The following is a 16,155-nucleotide window of genomic DNA, read 5'->3' on the forward strand; positions in this document are numbered from 1 at the left end:
GGGATGCGTTGCCTTCACACCAAGAGAGCCCGGCACAGGAATATTGGGAGGTCGACGCCCCTCCCGATCCCACTGTCGCCCAGACCAGCACGGAGTTCCTCGCCGAGCTCGAGGTGCAGCTCCGATGGTCGCAGCTCTCCGTAGCCGACATTGAGCACCGGGTAAGGGCCTACGGCGGTTACGTTCCTGAGGGCAGCGTCACGGCTACGCTGCGCGGCAACGCTTTGCCCAGCGAGGATCTGCTTGTCCAGCTGCTGTGGGCGGTCGGCTGCGACGACCAAACCGTTGAGCTGTGGCTGTGGGCCCGGGAGCGGCTGGAGGCTGGAGGAACGTCCTTCGATCCGACATCTGTTTTGTGGGTACCGGATGAGCAACAGCGATATGCCGAAGGCGCCCTCGCCCAAGCCGTCCAGCAGCGAAGCGACGGCGGGTGGCGCGGCGTGCACCGCCACGGGACCCCCGACGACGCCGACGCTAAATACACGCCGAAACGCCTGCGGTCCAAGGGATCTGCTCGCGACCGTGACGGGCGCACCAACTGGTCGTCGCTGGTGATGATTGGCCTGGTGGCCCTCGGGGTCCTGGCGCTGGGCGCCGGCGCCATCGCCGTTTTCGTCGACGGGGACGAGGTCGCCGCCCCGCCGCCGGGCAACCGCCAAGCGTGCTGCGCGGCAAGCCCCGCCCCCGGCTCCCAGACACCGGCGGCCCCGCAGGCGACCGAGTTCCCGCTCGGCCCGGGCTTGCCCAGTTCCAACGTCAAACCGACGGTCAGCACCACGCCGAAACCCACCACCACGACGCAGGGCCCTCAGCCCACCGTCACCACCCCGCCGCCGCCACCACCTCGCCTGACCGGCTCCGCCAACACGACCTGCACCAACCAGGAGGGCGTGTGGCAGGTCACCGTCACCCTGACGGCGAGCCTGGCCAACGCCGACTCGGGCACCGACCCGCAGGGCCGGGCAGGTCAGGGCAGCCCCCTGAACTCGTTCGGGCTCAACGGCTCGGGCAGCACACTCTTCAGCGGGCAGACCACGTTCGATGCCGGTGCCGCCCCGGATCCCCTCCAGGGCACCGTCGAGTGGCATGTGACGGTCACCGTGGCCGGGGTCAGCCTCGACACCAACGGCACCGAGGGCTACGCCTGCGGCAGCTGATGACGAGCGGCGCTGGACAGGTGCTGTTACCGTCTCGACGACGCAATTCGGGGCCGGTGGAGGCGCGCGATGGGCTTGATGGATAAGATTCGGGGCGAACTGGTCGATATCATCGAGTGGCTCGATGATAGCCGCGACACGATCGTCTGGCGGTTCCCCCGGCACGACAACGAGATCAAGATGGGCGCCCGCCTGGTGGTGCGCGAGTCGCAGACCGCGGTCTTCGTCAATGAGGGCCAGATCGCCGACACCTTCGGTCCGGGCACCTACACTCTGCAGACCCAGAACGTGCCCCTCCTGTCGACCCTCAAGGGCTGGAAGCACGGCTTCGACTCGCCCTTCAAAGCCGAGGTCTATTTCGTCAACACGCGGCTGTTCACGGACATGAAATGGGGCACTCAAAACCCGGTCATCGTGCGTGATCAAGAATTTGGAATGGTCCGGCTGCGGGCGTTCGGCACCTATGCCGCCCGGGTCGTCGACGCCCCCAAGCTGTTGACCCAGCTGGCGGGGACGGATCCGCAGTTTCGCACCCAGGAGGTCGAAGAGTTCCTGCGCCAGGCCATCGTGGGCCGGATGGGCGCAGCCCTGGCCAGCGCGGGTGTGCCGATGCTCGACCTCGCCGCGCACCAGATCGGTGTCGGCGACCAGGTCGCGGCCGCGCTCAACGGCGAGCTTGCCGACCTGGGCATCCAGATCGCCAAGTTCGTCATCGAGAACATCTCCCTGCCGCCCGAGGTCGAGCAGGCCATAGACAGCCGCAGCAAGTCGGGCATCATCGGCAACCTCGACCGGTACACCCAAATGCAAACCGCCGATGCGGTGCGCGACGCCGCCGACAACCCCGGCGGGGCAGCGGCCGACGGCATCGGCCTGGGTCTGGGCATCGCCGCAGCGCAACGGGCAAACGCCGCGTTGACGTCGCCGCCACCGCTGCCCGGCCAATGGTTTGTCGGCGCCGACGGCAACAGGCTAGGCCCATTCGACCTCGACGCCCTGCGCGCACGGGCCGGCAGCGGCTCGCTGAGCGCCGAAACGCTGGTCTGGAAGGCCGGCATGAGCGGCTGGCTGCCCGCCGGGCAGATCCCCGAGCTCGCCAGTGTCCTGGCCACCACTCCCCCGCCGCTGCCGTGACGACCACCTCGTTTCCGTGCGCCAGCTGCGGCGCACGGGTCGAGCACCTTCCCGGAACGGATGCGCTGTCGTGCCCGTACTGCGGCTCGCAGCAGGCCATCGTGGCGGTGCAGCGACAGGTCGCCGAGCACAGCTTCACCGACCTTCGGCCACGGCAGCGCGCCGCGGCGCAGCTGTTCTCCTGCCCCAAATGCGCGGCGCAGACCGAAAGCGACGCGCTTTCCGAGCGCTGCCCGTTCTGCACCACCCCGCTGGTCGGCGATGCGCAGTCGATCGGCCAGATCGCGCCGGAGGCGGTGGTGCCCTTCGACGTGGATCAGGCCGCGGTGCGCGACCGGTTGCGGCAGTGGATTTCCACCCGCTGGTTCGCCCCGTCGAGTCTGCGCCAGGTCGGGGTCGCCGAGTCGGTCCGCAGCGTCTACCTTCCACATTGGACTCTCGACTCCCAGACCGCCTCCGACTACACGGGTCAGCGCGGTGACGACTACTGGGCCACCGAGTCCTACACCACCACGGTCAACGGCCAGTCACAGACCCAGACCCGCCAGGTTCGGCGCACCCGGTGGCGGCCGGCCAGCGGCTCGGTGTCGCGCCGCTTCGACGACGTGCTGGTCCCCGCGACCCGCCGCGTGGACTCCGACCACCTGCACGACCTCATGCCGTGGCCACTGCCGCAGGCCAAGCCCTACCAGCCCGAGTACCTTTCCGGGCACCAGACGCTGCGCTACGAGGTCGAGCCGGAGGCGGCGCTGGAGCAGGCCAAGCAGCAGATGGCCGCGGTCATCCACGAGGACTGCGAGCAGGACATCGGCGGCGATCACCAGCGTGTCTCCAATGTGGACACCCAATACACCGATGTCACCTACAAACTGATGCTGCTGCCGGTGTGGATTGTGTGTTACCTGCACGCGGGCAAGAGCTGGCAGGTCTACGTCAACGGTTCGTCGGGAAGCGTCACCGGCCAGCGGCCCTACAGCACGGCCAAGATTGCGGCCGCGATCACCGTCGGCCTGGCCCTGATCGGCCTGCTGGTCTTCCTGTTCACCCGCAACTGACCGCCGCGGGGGCAGGGCGGCGGATGAGCCCGCCGCCCTGCCCGTCAGCGCGCGCCTGGGTCAGCCGCGCTTGAGGTAGTACCGGAAGTCCTTTGGTCCCCAGCAATTTGCCGCGCCAAAGACCACCTGCTCGGAAAGCCGGGCACCCGAACCGAGCGCAATCCACTTGTTGATGTAGTGGGTGCGGTTGACCCAGGTGTAGGGCCCGAACTCCACCCCCGGCTCCCAGGCATTGTGCCAAAGCGTCGTGCCGGCGTTGTCGTAGATGCTTGCCCCACTGAGCCAGTTGGTGGCCCGCGACGTCGTGTAGGCCGTGATCACCACTTTGGTGACGTAGGCGCGCGACGAGTCGGCCTCACCGATGTACCACGTCGCTTTCGCTTGCATCATCGATCCTTGGCACATGTCGTCGTCGTAGTCCAGGATCGCGTAGGTGGTGACGTAGGTCTTCGGGTCGAGGGCTACCTTGACATAGGTTTCCGCGAAGGGCTTGAGAACCGCGGCGGAGGCCGGGGTGGCCGCCACCAGGACGGTCATTGCCATCGCGAGCCCGGCCAGTGCGGCACGGGCCAAAGACATTGCTCTCACGGTCACTCCTTTGTGGACTGTGATGGCTGAATCATTTGGCGACGTCGTACTTCCAACCTTCACATTCGACCGCCCCGTTGGAGGTCGATCGTTTGCAGCCGCGCCACTTGATGCTGAACGGTTCGGTCTGGGTGCTGCCGGTCCACGCCGACTCGGAACGCTCGCCGCACGACACCCCGTTGATGGTGCCGCTCTTGAACTCCCAGTAGCCCGCCGAGGCGTCGTAGATCACGTATTGGGCGAGCGGCACCCAGCCGTCACCACACATCCGATCCTTGACCGTGAAGGAGTTGCGGCCGACGCTGGGATTGTGGTTGCCGGCGTTGTACCAGACCTCACCGGCGACGGGCCTGCTGCCCGACCAGTGATAGATGAGCTGATGCGAGGTGGCGGCCTGCGCCGGGGCGCCGCCGAGCACGGTGGCGATGGTGAACGAAGCCGCCAGCACGCCCAGTAGCTTGGGTAATCTCCACATGCCGCACAGCATTCGGGGTGATGGTTGTACGAAACCTTGCAGAATCCTTAAACTGGCAGTTCCGCACGACTGTCGTTATTGGATGGTGAAGGTGGAACTCCGTCTGCTCGGCCCGGTGGAGCTGTGGGCACAAGGGACCGCCGTGCACCTCGGCACCCCACGACAGCGTGGTGTGCTCGCCGCGCTCGCGGTCGATGCCGGGCGTCTGGTCGAGGTCGACATGCTCATCGATCGGGTCTGGGACAAGCCACCGCAGCGGGTCCGCCAGGCGCTGTGGGTGTATGTGAGCCAGCTGCGCGCCGCGCTGCGGCACACCGCCGGTGCGCAGCTGGTGTCCCGCTCCGGCGGATACCTGCTGGACGTGGAGCCCGACGCGGTGGACTTCCTCTGCTTCCGGCGGCTCACCGAGCAGGCGCGGGGGCTGCCCGCCACGGAAGGTCTGCGGGCCGGCCTGCTCGGGCAGGCACTGGGTCTGTGGCGGGGCCAGCCGTTGGCTGGGCTGTCCGGCTCGTGGGCGCGCCGCACCGCGGACGCCTGGCGCCAGCAACACCTCGACGCGCTGGTGGTATGGGCACAGGCCGAAACCCGGATGGGAAACCCGGGCGCGGTCGTCGCGGCACTCACCGAAGCGGTCGGCGAACATCCGCTGGCCGAGTCGCCAGTGGCCGCGCTCATGCTCGCCTACCACGGGCTGGACCGCAACTCCGATGCGCTGGAACAATACCTGGCCCTGCACCGACGGCTGGCCGAGGAGCTGGGCACCGATCCCATGCCGCGGTTGCAGCAGATCCATCGCGCCATCCTGCGCGGCGAGCCGATGCCGGCCGGGTTCGCCGGGTCCCCGCCGGATGGCGCGCCGGCGCGGTCTCGCCGCCCGCTCGCCGCCCAGCTGCCAGCCGGCCCGGGCGGGTTCAGTGGCCGCACCGCAGAGCTCGACTTTCTGAGCTCCAGTATGCTGCGCGCGCTGTCAGGCACGCCCGTTTGCGCGGTAGTGGGCACCGCGGGGGTGGGCAAGACGGCGCTGGCGTTGCGCTGGGCGCATCGGGCCGCCGGCGCCTTCCCCGATGGCCAGCTCTTCATCGACCTTTACGGCTTCGATCCGGTGCGCCCGGCGTTGGACCCGGCCGAGGCGCTGCAACGGTTCCTGCGCGCGCTCGGAGTCGACCCGGCGGCCATACCGTCCGATATGGACGAAGCCGCGGCGCTGTACCGCTCCCATATGTCCGACAAGCGAATGCTGGTGGTGCTCGACAACGCTTTCAGCGATCAGCAGGTCAGACCGCTGCTGCCGGGCGCGGCCGGCTCAGCTGTCGTGGTGACCAGCCGGCATCTGCTGCGCGGCCTGGTGGCCCATGACGGCGCGCGCCTGCTGTCGCTTGAGCCGATGGCTCCAGCGGAGGCGCTCGATCTGCTGTTGGTCGCGCTGGCACACCGCGACGAACGAGCCGACCTCGGCGACGTCGCCGAGCTGGCACGGCTGTGCTGCTGCTTGCCGCTGGCCTTGCGGGTGGCCGCCGCGCACCTCACGGTCCACCCCCAGCTGACCGTCGCGAAATATGTGGCGCAGCTGGCGGAAGGCCCCTTGTCGATTCTGGACAGAGGCGACGAGGCGCTGGTGACGGCCGCGCTCGACCTGTCCTATCGTGCGCTGGCGCCGCCGGCCAGGCGTCTTTTCCTTCTCTTGGGGGTGATGCCGGGGCAGGAGTTCGGCCTGCCGGCCGCGGCCGCGGTGCTGGGCGGCCCGCTCAGCCAGACCCGCCGCCTGCTGGACAATCTGTGCGCCGCGCATCTGGTCGCCGAGCGCGAACCGGGCCGCTACCGCATGCATGACCTGCTGCGCCACTACTGCCGCTCACAAGCTCTGCGGGACGAGCCCGAGGCGCAGCTGCACGATGCGCAGCTGCGCCTGGTGGACTTCTACGCGCACACCATCTTCCACGCGTACCCACTGCTGGGGCCGGGAAGGGTGAAACAAGCACCTGTCCTGCTCCAGGGGGAGCCGGCCGAGGCCATGTGTTTTGACAGCCGCACCGAAGTGCTGGAGTGGTTCGACGCCGAATGCGAGAACATCCTGGGCGTCATAGCGATCGCCAACGGCCGGGGCTGGCATGCCAGCGCCTGGAACCTGGTCAACGATCTATTCGTCTGCTTCACCATCCGGCGGCGTTGGTCGCCATGGCGCGCGGCGCTGCGCCTGGGGCTGGCGTCCGCGGAAGAGCTCGACGACCCGCAGGCCCGCGCCTACATGGAAAACGGCTTCGGGGTGGTGCACAAGCAAACCGGAGACTATCCAGCCGCCCAGGCGCGTTATCTTCGCGCTCTCGAGCTGGCGACACTGGCCGGCAACGACCGCCTCGTCGCCGCGTTTCACGTCAACCTCGGCGGGCTGGCGATCAACATGGCAGACCCGGAAGCGGGCATCCATCACCTGCGAACAGCCCTGTCGTGCCCCGATTACAGCCAGGCCGACCACGCCACCACGGCATACGTCAACCTCGGCTGCGCCCTGATCGACCTCGGCCGGCTCGACGAGGCCACCGAGACGCTGCACCACGCGCTGGCTCTGTCCGAACGCGTCGGGGACGCGGTCAACGCCTGCCACAGCAACGACAACCTGACCGAGGTCGCCTTGCGTCAGGGCGACGCCGCTGCCGCCCAGCATCACGCCGAGCAGCAGCTGCAGCTGGCCCGGCGCATCGGAGACCCGGTGCGCACAGCGGCCGCGCTGGACATGCTCGCCTCCGCGGTCGTCGCCCACGACCCCGGCCGGGCCCATGGCCACTGGCTGGCCGCCTGCGAACTGTTCGGCCAGCTCAACCACCGCGTCGCTCCAGTGCTGCAGGCGTGGCTGGCAGCTCTCGAGCAGAGCTGGCCCGATCCGGCCACGCTGCGTGCCCTGGACAGCGAACGCCGGGGCCGGATCCGGAAACTCCTGTGATCAGCTCGCGGCGTCGCCAACCGCCCGATCTGAGTGGACCTGACGCGGGCTAGCCTATTGACGTGAGTGGACTTCTCGATGGCTTGATCCCGGAACGCGCCGCGGAGCTTTACCAGAAGGTGCTGGCTGCGGGCAGCCTGCGCCTGGCCGACGATCCGGAGCTGGAGGAGTCGGCCGCGCTTCGTGAACTGACCGAACGTGGCTTTGTGCGCAAACGCTACGTGGGTGAGCCGGTGGTGGTGCCGATCGATCCCGCCCGCGCGGTGGAGAACGCCCTGCTGACTGCGCAGCGCCAGATTCTGGAGCAGCACAAGATGATTGTGCGGGTCCGTGATCAGATGGCGATGCTGCAGCGCCTCTATGTGGCCGGCGGGGCCGAGTCGGCGGAGGCACTCCCCTCCATCCAGGTGCTCTCCGATCCGGCCGAGATCGGCGCGCTTTCCGTGGAGCTGTGCCTGTCGGCGCAACGCGATGTGTCCAATTTGGAGACACCGCACTTCCGGCGGCCGCCCGATCCGCGTTCGGTGAAGCTACCCCCGGCCGATGTGCTGGCCCGGGGCGTGCAGTTTCGCAACATCCACGCCCGGGCCGTGCTCGACCTGCCCGGCGCGGGCGAGATGGTCCAGCGCTGCCGGGAAGGCGGCTGGCAGCAACGGGTGGTGCCGGATCTTCCGGTGAAGATGGTGCTGGTGGATGAACGGGCCGCGCTCCTTCCCCTCGACGCGACCGGAATGGAGGGCGCGGCCCTGGTCCGGGCACCGGTCATCGTCGCGATGCTGCGGTCCTATTTCGAGATGCTGTGGGCGCGCAGCGTCCCGCTGGACAGGTCCGGCCCGGGCCGGCTGAGCGAGGCGGCGGATCAGGTGCTGCGCCTGATGCTGACCGGCATGACCGACGCCGCGATCGCGCGGCACCTGAGCACCAGCGAGCGGACGGTCCGGCGGCATGTGGCCGCGGTGCTCGAGACGCTGGGCGTGGACAACCGCATCACCGCCGCTGTCGTTGCCGTCCGGGAAGGCTGGATCGACTAGGTACAATCCTCGTACCAGGTCCACTGCCACTCGTACCTGTATATCGGGCTGGTTTGATCGGTGACGATCGACCGCCCTGTGAAGATGGCGACGAACCCGGGCCGGCCCACAGCCCCCGTGCGCCACACCGGAGGCTTGGCCTCCACGTCGAGGGTCAGCCGGGTCAGCCGGGAGTCGGATCGCCTGAGGGCATAGCTCACGCCCGGGCCGACAGCCATCGTCATCGCGTCGACCCCAGCAGGCAGCACGCTCGCGAGGTGGGCTTGGCCGTCGTGCCCGCAGTAGAGATAGCTCGGCCCTACCACCGCCACGCCCACGAAGCGTTGCGGTCCGTTACGCCCGGTGAATACCGGCCGGGTGCCCGGGCACCCGACTTCCAGCGGCTCACCCTCGGCCCACTGGTCAGTGCCGTCCTGCCAGCCCAGGTGCACCCAGCGCCACAAGCGCCCCGCGGCGTCGATGCCGGAAAGGTCACCGCCGCCGGCGCTCTGCAGGTACTGATAGTTTCGCCAGTCACCGAACTGCGAACCCACGGCCACACCGGGATCCAGCTGACCGGTGCTCCCATTTTCTCGGTACCAGCGCAGGGTGCCGTCGGCCCCCACGCCATAGATGATCACGGTCAGGTCGGGGAGCTGACCGCCGTAGAACAGCTGCTGCGGCACGTTGGCCCCGAACGACGCCAGCGTGCGTGCGGGCAGGTAGCTCTCACCGGGCTTGATACAGAACGGCTGCACGATCAGATCACCGGTCTGGTCGACCCCGTACACCTGCTCCACGATTGCGCACTCGCCCGAGTGGGCAACGGCAGCCGGGGTGGCGGTCACCGTGCAGACCGCGAGCAACAGCAGTGTCAAGAACCGCCTCATGAGTGCAGACAGTAAGCGCCATCCGGAAGACGACGCCAGGGCGGGACGCCCTCCGCGCCGGGCCGGATCCGGCCGATGTCCTGTGCTGGCCAAGACCGGATGCGGCCATTGGCCGTTGCTGCTCTTCCCGCCGCATCCGGATGCGGCGCACAGTTCTGCTTCCAAAGTGGAAGGAGAACACATGATGAGACGAAGGCTGGCCGCGCTGAGCGCCGCGGTCCTTCTCGCAACCAGCGGCACCCTTATCGCCGCCTCCCCTGCCCAAGCGGGAAAGGAGGGCTGCGTCTACCAGGCCGGCCACTATGAGCAGGCTGGCGGTTACATTACCGGCTACCGGTTATGGGCCTGCGTGAACGGAAACGACATCCTGCTTCCGGTGAGTGTGGAGCACAACCTGTCACCGGGCGTCTACGAGACGGTCGCCAGCGGGGAGGGCTGGGCCACGTTCTACTGCTCAGGCACGCTTTTCGGCTTCTACCGAGCCGGCAGCCCCGGCGACTTCGGCATTCACTGCAGCTAGCCGCTGCGCCCTGCCGCACCGCGGTGGGCGCCGCCACTGCCACAGCGGCGTCCACCTGGCTGTCAACCCCAGGAAGGCAAACGCAAGAATTTTTCACGCCTGGCGGAACAGGCGTTGCGCCCACGACTCACGCCGGTCGATGCTGCGGGGATGTTAAGACTCCGTCCTATTCTCGTCGCGGCGTTGCTGACCGTCACCTCCGCGGTGACGGTCGCGGCGACTCCCGCGTCGGCCAGCCTGCCCACGGCCGCAGTCGCGCTCGGCGACAGCTTCGTCAGCGGCGAGGGCGCTGGCGCCTACCAGCCTGTCGCCGACATCAACGGTGTGGCACAAGGCTTCCCGGGCTGGTCGGCCGCGAACAGCAATCCCTTCTTCTGTCATCGCTCCGCCAACGCATCGATCCAGCAGGCCAGCCTGCCCGGGATCGCTGCCCGCTTCAATCTGGCATGTTCCGGTGGACAGCCCTACGACATGGCCGGCGCCTCCGCCAGCAGGACCAACGGCCGCAATGTGAAGTCCCAGCTCGACCAGCTGCGGGCGGTCGCGCAGACGCACGACATCGATCTGGTACTGATCGGGCTGGGCTCGAACAACAGCTCGTTCACCTTCGGCGACGTGGCCTCCGAATGCGCGAACCGCTTCATCTCCGACGCCTGGACCGGCTGGTGGGAGTTCTGGGCCTACCTCAACGGCCCGATCAACCAGAACCCTTGCACCGCCAACGATCTGGCCACCCCCGCCGAGGTGACGGCGGCCACCGCGGAGACCGCGAACGCGGTGCGGCAGGTGCTCACCACCCTGGCCCAGATCGACCCGGACGGCCAGCATCGCGTGGTCTTCCAGGACTACACCAACCCGCTGCCCACCGACGTGCTGGCCTCCTTGATCAGTGAGGATGGCCGGGAGGACAACCGGGACAAGTTCCGCGACCTGGGTGCGGAGCGGTATGCCGCGGGCTGCCCGATCCACCGCGCCAGCATGCCGCCGGGTCACGTGTTCTCGACCAACCTGGGCAACCTGGTCCGGTCGGTGCACGCCACCATGTCCGCGGAGTTCCCGGGCCGCGATCTGGTCTACCTCAACGTTCAGCAGGCCTTCAACGGCGCGCGGCTGTGTGAGGTCTCGGCCAGCCCGGCGTCGGCTCTGGCCACGCCGGTGCGGGTGATGGACGGCCCGTCGGGTGTCCACCTGACCAGCCTGTCCGGCAAGGACAAGCTCGACATCAAGCGTTACGCCGACACCTGCATCACGTATTTCCAGACGTGCCAGGAGTCGTGGCATCCCAACGCCGCCGGGCACGCCGTGCTCGGCCAGTGCCTCGCGGCGGCGGCCACCACCGCCAACCGCACCGTCTCCTGCATCCGATCCAACGGCGTGATCACGATCAGCTGACGCCTGTCCCCCGGGCCGGCAACACCTCGGCCCGGGGGAGCACCGGTCTACAGCGGCGCTAGCTGGTCGGGGCTGGCCGGGCTCTCGTTCCAGAGCCGGTCGAGAGTCGTGACGCAGTAGGCATAGGCACGGCCGGGCGCCGCGGTTTGGTCGGTCCAGCTGCGGGTTCCGGGGGCACCGGCCATGGTGGCGATCAGCTGCGCCGGGTCCTGGCTGTCCAGATCCACCCGGTAGACGGCGTGACGGCTCGTGGGAAGGTCGCCGTCGGCCTGCCAGCTGAGGGTGACCGCACCGCGATCGCCGCGAACGGCCCGCTCGACGATCGGCGGCCGGGGCCGGACCCCGGGCAGGTGGGCCATGACCGGCACGAGCGCTGGACTTCCATAGTGCGCGTCGCGGTATCGGGTGACCGCGCCGAGCTGGTCGTCTCTCACCTGGCGGGCGCTGAAGTGGACGCTGCCGCTGACCGGGTGCTCCCGGTTGAGAGTGAGCTGGCGGTCGATCTCGGCAGGGTCGGCCCAGGCGCCTTTCTGGCCTATCCGGTAGTCGGCTTGTCCAATGTAGAGCTGCACGTTGGTACCCGAAACAGCCGCAGACCACCATGGCAGCAGAACGGCGTAATTGGCCACGTCGAATCCGATGTGCCAGTAAAGCTGCGGAATGATGTAGTCGAGCCAGCCCTTGCTCACCCACCACCGGGTATCGGCGTAGATGTCGTCGTAGCTTTGCAGGCCACGGGTTGCCGAGCCGCGTGGGTCGGACGTGTTGTTGCGCCAGATGCCGAACGGGCTGACTCCGAACTTGACCCAGGGCTTGAGCTGCTTGAGCCGCGTAGAGACGTCCTGGATGAACAGGTTGACGTTCTGCCTGCGCCAGTCGCCGCGGCTCGCGCCCGCCCCGTATTGGGCGAACGTCGCCTCGTCGGGAAAATCCTGCTCGCCCGACGGATAGGGGTAGAAGAAGTCGTCGAAGTGCACACCGTCGATGTCGTAGTTGGCCGCCGCCTCCAGGATCGAATCGGCCACAAAGCTTCGGGCCTGCGGGATGCCGGGGTTGTAGTAGACCCGTGCCGAACTGCTGCCCACCGGATAGCTGATCGCCCAGTCAGGATGCGCGCGCAGCGGATGGTTGGGGGCCAGGCCGTCGATGGTGCCGGTCTGCCCCGCCTTGTACGGGTTGAACCAGGCGTGGAATTCCATGTTGCGGGCATGGGTCTCGGCCACCATGAACGCCATCGGATCCCAGCCCGGCGACTGCCCGTCGGTGCGGCCGGTCAGCCATTGCGACCATGGGGCGAATTTCGACGGCCAGAACGCGTCACCGCTGGGCCGCACGTGAACGAAGATGGCGTTGTGGTTCAGCTTCTGGGCCAAATCGAGCCAGCCCCGGTATTCCGACTTGACGGTCTGCTCGTCCAGCCCCGGAACGCTTGGCCAGTCACGGTTGCTGACCGTGGTCAGCCACATACCGCGCAGCTGCCGCTGCCCGCTGGCCACCCGCCCGGCGCAGGTCACCGGCGGCGCGACCGCCAGCATGCGGGGCGCGTCAGCGGGTGTCGCGGGTTTGGCGGGCGAGGCAACGAATCGGGGGACAAACACCAGCCCCGCCACCACAACGGCGCCCAACAGGACGACCATGCCCAGCATCGCGGCGGGATGGGCGTGCCACGAACGAGATTTGGCTGCATGGGTGCCTGGCATCAGGCAAACAGACTGACACAGCCCGCACCATGGCGTAAACCCCCTCGGCTGCCCCTACCCCGAAGGCAGCTCGGCGAGGAATTCTTGTGCGGCAGCCTCGCCCAGCCGCTGACCGGTGCGCCGGGCGAGGGTCAGCGCGTGCTCGGCGTTCTGTTTGGCCAGAGCCAATTCGCCGCGCTGGGCGTGGGTCCGGGCGAGCACCATGGCGGCTTCCGTCTCGTAGATGAGGTACTCCCGGCTTTGCGCGGCGGCGAGGGCTGACTGTGCGTGCTCGAGCGCCTCCTCCAGGCGACCCGCGAGGAGAAAGGCCGCGCCAAGGCCGACCGTGGCCTCCACTTCCGGATGGGTCTCGGCGGACTTTCTCGCTATCTGCAAGGCATCGGTGTGGCATTCGATCGCCTCGCCCGCACGCTTGGCGCGTTGGTGGGCGATGCCGAGCGCATTGAGCGCATAGGCCACATTGAAGCTGTTGTCGGTGTCGCGGCTGACCTGAAGTGCCCGCTCCGCGTGATGGCGACCGGTCGCGTGCTGGCCACGGTCGAGGTGCAGGCGGGCAACGTAGCGTCCGGCCACCGCCTCACCGGAACGGAAGCGCACCTGTTGCGCAAGCTCGATGGCATTGTCCAGAAACTGTTGCGCTTCAGCGAACTCACCCAGCTCGCGGCAAGTGTCGCCGAGGTGGTTGAGGGACATGACGAGCATGCTGGCCGCACCTGTCCCACGATGCAGCTCCACCGCCTTGGTCAACGTGTCGCGGGCCTCGCTCAAGGCGCCGGACATGAGATACGCCAGCCCCAGGGTGCCCAGGTTGACCGCCTCCCCGGCCCGATGCCCCAGGCGCTGATAGATGACGATCGACTCCCGACACAGCTCGATGGCCTGCCGCACCTCCCCCGCCCCGGCCTGGATGACGGCCAGGTTGCCGATCGCGGTGCCCTGCGCCTGCAGCCAATCGGCCTTACGGCTCAGCGCCAACGCTTGCTCGTAGGCCTTGACCGCCTCCCGATAGTGGCTGGCGCAATGGTAGGCATGGCCGAGGCTGATGGTGGCGCTGATGGTCGCTTCCGGACTCTCGCCACGCTCCGCCACGGACAGCGCACACCGTGCGACGGTCAGCCAGTCGGTGATGTCGCGCCGCATCCACAGGTGGCCGCGCATCGCGTCGGCCAGCCGGTAGGTCACCTCGGCCAGACCGCTACCCGCGGCATGCACCACGGTGGCCACCAGGTTGGCGTGTTCGGTGTCAAGCCATTGCGCGGCAGCGGCCGTGTCGGCGAAGTCCATCCGCACGGCGGCCTCGAACGGCAGGCGCAACATTTGCGGGTAGAGCAACCGGGCGGCCGCGTCCAGCATCGTCAGGTAATGGTCGTGCAGCCGCGTCAGCGCATCGGTGCGGACCTGGGGGCCAAAGTCGGTCTGCGCCTGCTCCTGAGCGAACAAGCGCAACAGGTCATGGCTGGAATAAAGGCCGTCGCCGCGCGGGGCGACCAGATGCGCGTCGGCCAGCCGATCCAGGCTCATCCCCGCCGCGCCGGGGGCGACCCCGCCGATGACGGCCGCGGTCGCGGAGGTGATGTCCTGACCCGGAAACAGGCCCAGCATGCCCAGCAGGTGCCGGTCCTCATCGGCGAGGCCGCCGAACGAATGGGCGAACGCGGCGCGCACCGAGCTGCTCTCGTCGTCCCCGGCATGCAGGGCGGTGAGCCGCTCGGCCGAGGTGAACGTGGCCACCTGCCGCGCCAGGGACGACCGCGGCTGCCCGGCGATGTTGGCCGCCGCTATCCGCAGCGCCAGCGGGAGGTGGCCGCAGGCTCGGGCCAGATCCAGGCAGGCTTGAAGGTCGGCCTCGGTGAGGTCACGGCCGATGACCCAGGTCAGCAGGTCAACAGACTCGTCGCTGCTGAGGGCCGGCAAGGTCAGGGACCGCGCGCCCTGCCGGACCACCAGACCCGTCAGCGCGTCACGGCTGGTGACGATCACCATGCATTCTGGGGTACCGGGCAACAGCGGGCGCACCTGGTCTACGGAGCTCACATTGTCGAGGACCACGAGCATCCGGCGGCCCGCGACGACGGAACGGTAGAGCGCGGCCGCCTCGTCGACCTCGACCGGGACAGCGTCCGGCGCCACCCCCAGGCTGCGAACCAAATAGGTCAGGGCCTCGATCGGCCGCACCGGGCGGGCCCGGTCATAGCCGCGCATGTCGATGAACAGCTGGCCGTCGGGAAACCCGCTGGACATCCCATGTGCCCAGCGCACCACCAGAGCGGTCTTGCCGATCCCGGGACTGCCGACCACCGCGATGACGGCCGGCGATCCGGAGTCGCGAGTGGACGCCGCCAGCGCATCGAGCTGTGCCAGCTCGCGGTCGCGGCCGGTGAATCCGCCGGCCTGGGCGGGCAGCTGCGCCGGCAGGTACTGCGTGCGGGGGCCCGGTTTCGGGGCGGGATCGTCGCGCAGCAGTGACATGTGCAGGCCACGCAACTCCGCGCCCGGCTCCACGCCGTGTTCCTCGATGATGGCCGCCCACGCCCGCTGGTAGAGCTCGAGCGCGTCGCGGACCCGGCCCTGGCGATGCCACGCGGTCATCAGCAGACCGATCAGGCGCTCCCGGGTCGGGTGCTGTGCCACCAGGTCGACCAGCTCGGGCGCTACGTTCTCGTGCCGGCCCAGCCGCAGTTCGGCTTCGTAGAGCAGCTCGGTGGCGGACAGGCGCAGCTCGGCCAGCCCGGCGGTGAGCCGCGAGCGAACGTCGTCGGAGGTCACGCCCATGAGCGCGGGGCCACGCCACAGCGCCAGCGCCTCCCGCAGGGTGGCCACCACCTCGCCTGGCTGCGACTGCTTTCGGGCCTGCTCGAGCGCGCCCCGGAACCGGTGCGCGTCAACGAAAAGCGGGTCGGTCTGCACCAGGTACCCCTGGCCGCGGTTGATCAGCTGGATCCGGGACTCGCCGGCCGGCTTGAGCGCCCCGCGCAATCTGCTCACATGGATCTGCAGGCTGCGATGGGCGTGCGAGGGCGGATCGTCGGCCCACAACAGGGAGGCCAGCCGAGCGGCGGGCACCAGCCGGCCTACGTCAAGCAGCAGCACGCCGAGCAGGAGCCGCTCCCGCCGGCGGCCAAGCTCCAGCGGGCGTCCCTGGTAGTACGCCTCGACCGGGCCAAGCACGCGTAGGTCCATGCACCGAACCGTAGCCCCGCATAGATCAAGTTCGTACGCGTGGGCAACAAAATGGCATCACGGTTGCGGCAGACGATCTTCTCGCGATAACTTGCCCCTCTCGTACTTACATGGGG

12 protein-coding genes are annotated in these 16,155 nt (G+C 68.6%); 7 read left to right on the forward strand and 5 right to left on the reverse strand.

The window, feature by feature from the left end:
* Window positions 1-8: 8 nt before the first annotated feature.
* From Rhe02_RS01085 to Rhe02_RS01095, 3 genes are all read left to right on the forward strand, one after another.
* Window positions 9-1,157, forward strand: a complete 1,149-nt coding sequence (locus Rhe02_RS01085; protein ID WP_203906079.1) for a hypothetical protein — start codon at window positions 9-11, stop codon at window positions 1,155-1,157.
* A gap of 78 nt (window positions 1,158-1,235) precedes the next feature.
* Window positions 1,236-2,291: an SPFH domain-containing protein gene (locus Rhe02_RS01090; protein WP_239123159.1), complete on the forward strand. Its 1,056-nt coding sequence runs from the start codon at window positions 1,236-1,238 to the stop codon at window positions 2,289-2,291.
* The gene (locus Rhe02_RS01095; protein ID WP_203906081.1) at window positions 2,288-3,346 is read left to right on the forward strand and encodes a TFIIB-type zinc ribbon-containing protein; all 1,059 of its coding nucleotides are present in this window, start codon (window positions 2,288-2,290) and stop codon (window positions 3,344-3,346) included. The genes Rhe02_RS01090 and Rhe02_RS01095 overlap by 4 nt, the downstream gene beginning before the upstream one ends.
* A 60-nt stretch (window positions 3,347-3,406) precedes the next feature.
* Here the strand turns inward: Rhe02_RS01095 and Rhe02_RS01100 are convergent, their stop codons facing one another.
* On the reverse strand, window positions 3,407-3,934 hold the full coding sequence (locus Rhe02_RS01100; RefSeq protein WP_203906082.1) for a hypothetical protein: 528 nt from the start codon (window positions 3,932-3,934) through the stop codon (window positions 3,407-3,409).
* A gap of 31 nt (window positions 3,935-3,965) precedes the next feature.
* Window positions 3,966-4,409 carry a hypothetical protein gene (locus Rhe02_RS01105; protein ID WP_203906083.1) on the reverse strand — a complete coding sequence of 148 codons (444 nt, stop codon included), beginning with the start codon at window positions 4,407-4,409 and terminating at the stop codon, window positions 3,966-3,968.
* A gap of 91 nt (window positions 4,410-4,500) precedes the next feature.
* Here Rhe02_RS01105 and Rhe02_RS01110 point away from each other — a divergent pair, with 91 nt between their 5' ends.
* Both Rhe02_RS01110 and Rhe02_RS01115 read left to right on the forward strand, forming a co-directional pair.
* Window positions 4,501-7,347, forward strand: a complete 2,847-nt coding sequence (locus Rhe02_RS01110; RefSeq protein WP_203906084.1) for an AfsR/SARP family transcriptional regulator — start codon at window positions 4,501-4,503, stop codon at window positions 7,345-7,347.
* A 62-nt stretch (window positions 7,348-7,409) separates the two neighbouring features.
* Window positions 7,410-8,378, forward strand: a complete 969-nt coding sequence (locus Rhe02_RS01115) for a helix-turn-helix domain-containing protein (protein WP_203906085.1) — start codon at window positions 7,410-7,412, stop codon at window positions 8,376-8,378.
* Here Rhe02_RS01115 and Rhe02_RS01120 read toward each other — a convergent pair.
* Entirely contained in the window at window positions 8,375-9,247 is an 873-nt protein-coding gene (locus Rhe02_RS01120) for a hypothetical protein (protein ID WP_203906086.1), read from the reverse strand. The two genes, Rhe02_RS01115 and Rhe02_RS01120, sit on opposite strands and share 4 nt — an antisense overlap.
* Before the next feature lie 181 nt (window positions 9,248-9,428).
* Between Rhe02_RS01120 and Rhe02_RS01125 the strand changes: the two genes are divergently transcribed.
* Together Rhe02_RS01125 and Rhe02_RS01130 are read left to right on the forward strand one after the other, a co-directional pair.
* Window positions 9,429-9,767 carry a hypothetical protein gene (locus Rhe02_RS01125; RefSeq protein ID WP_203906087.1) on the forward strand — a complete coding sequence of 113 codons (339 nt, stop codon included), beginning with the start codon at window positions 9,429-9,431 and terminating at the stop codon, window positions 9,765-9,767.
* A gap of 150 nt (window positions 9,768-9,917) precedes the next feature.
* Window positions 9,918-11,159, forward strand: a complete 1,242-nt coding sequence (locus Rhe02_RS01130; RefSeq protein WP_203906088.1) for an SGNH/GDSL hydrolase family protein — start codon at window positions 9,918-9,920, stop codon at window positions 11,157-11,159.
* 47 nt (window positions 11,160-11,206) lie between these two features.
* On the opposite strand, the gene Rhe02_RS01135 is transcribed toward Rhe02_RS01130, so the two are convergent.
* A complete protein-coding gene (locus tag Rhe02_RS01135; RefSeq protein WP_239123162.1) occupies window positions 11,207-12,859 on the reverse strand; it encodes a glycoside hydrolase family 10-like protein in 1,653 nt (550 codons plus the stop codon).
* A 54-nt stretch (window positions 12,860-12,913) separates the two neighbouring features.
* The gene (locus Rhe02_RS01140) at window positions 12,914-16,039 is read right to left on the reverse strand and encodes an AfsR/SARP family transcriptional regulator (RefSeq protein WP_203906089.1); all 3,126 of its coding nucleotides are present in this window, start codon (window positions 16,037-16,039) and stop codon (window positions 12,914-12,916) included.
* Window positions 16,040-16,155 lie beyond the last annotated feature (116 nt).

The organism is Rhizocola hellebori, assembly GCF_016862955.1.
GTDB classification, from domain to species: domain Bacteria; phylum Actinomycetota; class Actinomycetes; order Mycobacteriales; family Micromonosporaceae; genus Rhizocola; species Rhizocola hellebori.